Annotated in this window: 5 protein-coding genes and 1 pseudogene; 5 read left to right on the top strand and 1 reads right to left on the bottom strand. The window is 69.7% G+C overall.

The window, feature by feature from the left end:
• The 5 genes and pseudogenes from ACWGI8_RS40740 to ACWGI8_RS40720 form a co-directional block, all read left to right on the top strand.
• Positions 1–341 (top strand): annotated as a pseudogene (locus ACWGI8_RS40740) (nitrate- and nitrite sensing domain-containing protein); the annotation flags it as partial.
• Positions 334–795 (top strand): roadblock/LC7 domain-containing protein, encoded by a 462-nt coding sequence (locus ACWGI8_RS40735; protein WP_453668494.1) that lies wholly within the window; start codon positions 334–336, stop codon positions 793–795. The pseudogene ACWGI8_RS40740 and the gene ACWGI8_RS40735, both read left to right, overlap by 8 nt.
• Before the next feature lie 3 nt (positions 796–798).
• Positions 799–1,167, top strand: coding sequence for a DUF742 domain-containing protein (locus ACWGI8_RS40730; protein WP_453668493.1), 369 nt, complete (start codon positions 799–801; stop codon positions 1,165–1,167).
• A 242-nt stretch (positions 1,168–1,409) separates the two neighbouring features.
• Positions 1,410–2,882 (top strand): amino acid permease, encoded by a 1,473-nt coding sequence (locus ACWGI8_RS40725; RefSeq protein ID WP_453668492.1) that lies wholly within the window; start codon positions 1,410–1,412, stop codon positions 2,880–2,882.
• Between the two features lie 10 nt (positions 2,883–2,892).
• A complete protein-coding gene (locus ACWGI8_RS40720; RefSeq protein WP_453668491.1) occupies positions 2,893–3,348 on the top strand; it encodes an Lrp/AsnC family transcriptional regulator in 456 nt (151 codons plus the stop codon).
• A 96-nt stretch (positions 3,349–3,444) separates the two neighbouring features.
• Here ACWGI8_RS40720 and ACWGI8_RS40715 read toward each other — a convergent pair whose 3' ends face one another.
• Positions 3,445–3,996, bottom strand: coding sequence for a Repetin (locus ACWGI8_RS40715; protein ID WP_453668490.1), 552 nt, complete (start codon positions 3,994–3,996; stop codon positions 3,445–3,447).
• Positions 3,997–4,111: the final 115 nt, after the last annotated feature.

Here is a 4,111-nt window from a genome sequence, read left to right as displayed (position 1 = left end):
CAGGTGACGGCGACGGCCTCGGGTCCGGGTCCGGCCCGCAGAGCGGCGGCGGGGAGCGCGCGGAACCTGCGGAGCCGGCCGAGCCGGCGGGCGGCTCCGGGCCGCGGACGTTGCCCACACGCGTACGCCAGGCCTCGCTCGCCGCCCCCCTGCGCGACGGACCCGCGGACGCGGACACGGACGCGGACCAGGCGGCCGCGCCGGAGCGGGAGGTCAGCGCGGACGAGATGAGGACGATCTTCGGCGCGTTCCAGCGCGGACTCGACCGGGGCCGGAAGGCCGCGCCGGAGTCCGGCGAGCGCTCCCGTACGAACGACGAAGGGACGGGCCACGATGGCTGAGCGGAACGATCACGACGATTGCGACGATCGCGACCACCCCGAGGGCACGACCGCCGCGAGCGACCTCGGCTGGCTGCTCGACGATCTGCTCGCCAGGACGGACCACGTCCGGCAGGCCGTGCTGCTGACCGCGGACGGGCTGGTCACCTGCGCCTCCCGCGGCATGCCCGCGCGCGACATCGAGCATCTGTCCGCCGTCTGCGCGGGCTTCCACAGCCTCGCCAAGGAAGCCGGTTCACGATTCGCAGCCGGGAAGGTCCGACAGACCATGGTCATGCTCGACGGCGCGTATCTCTTCATCACCCCTGCGGGCGACGGTAGCCGGCTGGCGGTGCTCAGCGACATCGAAACCGACGTCGGACAGCTCGCCCACGAAATGGCGCTCCTGGTCAGGCGCGTCGGCCGGCATATGGCCGTTCCCGCGCGCTCGGTCCCCGAGGCCGTCGACAGATAGCCCGTGAACGACCACTGGTACGAGGACGAAACCGGGTCGATGGTGCGGCCGTACACCGTGACCCGGGGCCGGACCCGTCCCGCCGCGGAGCATCACATCGACCTGATGTCGCAGGTCACGGCCGCGGAATGGGACCGGCCCGAGCCGCGGCTCGATCATGCCCGCAGCTCACTGCTGGAACTGGTCCGCCGCGGGACGCGCCCGGTCGCCGAGGTCGCCGCCGACGCCGATCTGCCGCTCACCGTCGTACGCGTCCTGCTCGTCGACCTGGTCGAGGCGGGTCTGGTCCGGGTCTCGGAGCCGCCCGCCCGCCGGGGCTCGCACGACCCGTCACTCCTTCGTGAGATCGCCGACCGTCTGCGTGAGATCTGAACACTTTTGCTTGACCGTGCAACGATCCTCTGTCGCCGCCGCAAGCACGCAATGATCCTGCGCGAGTGCGCAAAGCTCATGCATTACGGTCGGGAACGCCTACCTCGTAAGGTCCTCGCTGTACGTGGAGTGGCGGTGACCGTCTGCTCGGCGATCCCCGCTCAGGGCTGCTCGGTCATGCCCGCGCACGGGAACCGCCTCGGTCGCCGCCTCCCGATAGGCAGCGATAAGGAGCCTCCCCAGTGTTGGATCACGGCGCAGCGCCACCCGTCACTCCCCAGCAGGACCCCGGCGGCCCGGCTGTCGGGCTCGGCAGCCGCCTCATGCGCCGCAAGCCGGTCGAGCAGCTCGTCGCCGAGGGCGGCCAGGGCGAGGGCGGCAGCCTCCGCCGCTCGCTCTCGATGTGGCAGCTGACGATGATCAGCATCGGTGCCACCCTCGGCACCGGCATCTTCGTGGTGCTCGGTGAGGCCACCCCGCTCGCCGGCCCCGCCGTCGCGATCTCGTTCGTCGTCGCCGGCCTCACCGCCCTGTTCTCGGCGCTGTCGTACGCCGAGCTCGCCGGATCCATCCCGGTGTCCGGCTCCTCGTACTCGTACTCGTACGCGACCATGGGCGAGCTCATCGCCTGGGTCTGCGGCTGGTGCCTGGTCCTGGAGTACGGCGTCTCGGTCGCGGCCGTCGCCGTCGGCTGGGGCGAGTACCTGAACGAGCTGCTCGACGGCACGATCGGCGTGACCATTCCCGGCGCGGTGTCCGCACCGATCGGCGAGGGCGGTTTCATCAACCTCCCCGCTCTCGTCGTCGTGCTGCTCGCCATGGTCTTCCTGATGGGCGGCGCCAAGGAGAGCGCCCGCGTCAACACGATCATGGTCATGGTGAAGATCGTGACGCTGGTGCTCTTCATCGGCATCGGCTTCATGGGCATCAAGGCCGGCAACTACGCCCCCCTCGCCCCGCTCGGCGTCACCGGCATCAGCGCCGCCGCGGCCACGCTCTTCTTCTCGTACATCGGCTTCGACGCCGCCTCCACCGCCGGTGAAGAGGCCAAGAACCCGAAGAAGGACCTGCCGCGCGCGATCATGCTGTCGCTGCTGATCGTCACCGTGCTCTACTGCCTCGTCGCTCTGGTCGCCGTGGGCGCCATGCCGTGGCAGGACTTCGAGGGCACCGACGCGGCGCTCGCGCAGATCATGAAGGACGTCACGGGCCAGAGCTTCTGGGGCGTGGTGCTCGCCGCGGGCGCGGTCATAGCCATCGCCAGCGTCGTCTTCGCCGTGCTGTACGGCCAGACCCGCATCCTGTTCGCGATGTCCCGCGACGGACTCGTTCCGAAGGTGTTCGCCAAGGTGAACGAGCGCACCGGCGCACCCCGCGCGAACACCGTGATCGTCTCGCTCTTCTGCGGCGCCCTCGCGGCCTTCATCCCGCTGGGTGAACTGGCCAACGCCACCAGCATCGGCACGCTCTTCGCCTTCGCCCTGGTGAACGTGGCCGTGGTGATCCTGCGCTACAAGCGGCCCGAGATGAACCGCACCTTCAAGGTCATGCTCTTCCCGGTGACCCCGATTCTCGGCTTCGTCTTCTGCGCGTACATGATGTGGAGCCTCCCGGCCATCACCTGGCTGTGGTTCGGTGGCTGGATGGTCGCCGGGCTCGTGTTCTACTTCCTTTACGGCCTTCGCCGTTCCCGACTGGCAACAGCAGAGAAGTGATCCACCCCCTGTGCGACTGAACGATCTCGACGAACGCATCGTCCACGCCCTCGCCGAGGACGCTCGTCGTTCCTACGCCGACATCGGCTCGCTCGTCGGTCTGTCCGCGCCCGCCGTGAAGCGGCGCGTGGACAGGCTCCGGGCGGAGGGGGCCATCACCGGCTTCACGGTCCGGGTCGACCCGGCCGCACTGGGCTGGGAGACCGAAGGCTTCATCGAGATCTACGCACGCAGCAACACCTCGCCCGAGACCATCAAGCGCGGTCTCGAGCGCTACCCGGAAGTCGCGTCCGCCTCCACCGTCACCGGCGAGGCGGACGCGATCGTCCAGGTCTTCGCCTCCGACATGCGTCACTTCGAGCGCGTGCTGGAGCGGATCGCCGGCGAGCCGTACGTCGAGCGCACCAAGTCCGTACTGGTGCTGTCCCCGCTGCTGAGGCGGTTCTCCTCGGGCTCGCCGGCGTAGCAGTCCCCAGGGCCTGTCCGGCTGATCAGGCCCTGGCCACCGGACAGGACCCAGGGCCTGTCCGGCGGATCTCGCCGGTCTAGGGCCTGTCCGGCCCTAGAGCGGCGGCTGCCAGGGCAGCACCGTGAAGTCGCCGGTGCCGGACTTCACCTTCTCGAAGGGCGCGGAACTCACGCACTTCGGCAGATCCTTGATCTGGTCCGCGGCCGTGCCCACGCTCGCCCAGCTGTAACCCAGCCGGTCGCGCCTGCCCTGGTCGTGGACGGTCACTCCGACCCGCTTGCCCACGACGTCGTCCAGGTCCGACGCGGTGACCACCCCGGTGACGACCGCCACTTTCCCGCCGGTCAGCAGACAGTCGACCTTCGCCTCCGCCCAGCCGCTCTTCCCGTCAGGGAAGCGGTGGCTGAAGCGGAAGGTGCCGGTGGCCGCCATCGGGTCCCGCTCGTCCTCGGCGGCGAGGTGCGCGTCGAAGGTGAAGGTGATGTCGTGCGGTTCGGACCGGTACAGCTTCGCGGTACCGGTCAGCGCCGCCGCCTCGCGCGGGCTGCCTCCGTCGCCATCCCCCGAGGCGACGGCGGAGCCTGTGGCACCGGCGGTGATCAGCAGTGCCGCGGCGAGTGCGACGGCTTTGGTACGGCCATTCATATGGGTCCTTTCGGCAGGTGACCTAAGGGCTGTCCCGTAATCCCCGGTGGATCAGCGCGCGGCGTCAGATGCGGTGCATCGCAAGGCGGAGGGTCGTCCTCATACTGGGCGTATT

The organism is Streptomyces sp. NPDC054841 (assembly GCF_053611045.1).
This window is presented reverse-complemented; position numbering and strand designations above follow the sequence as displayed.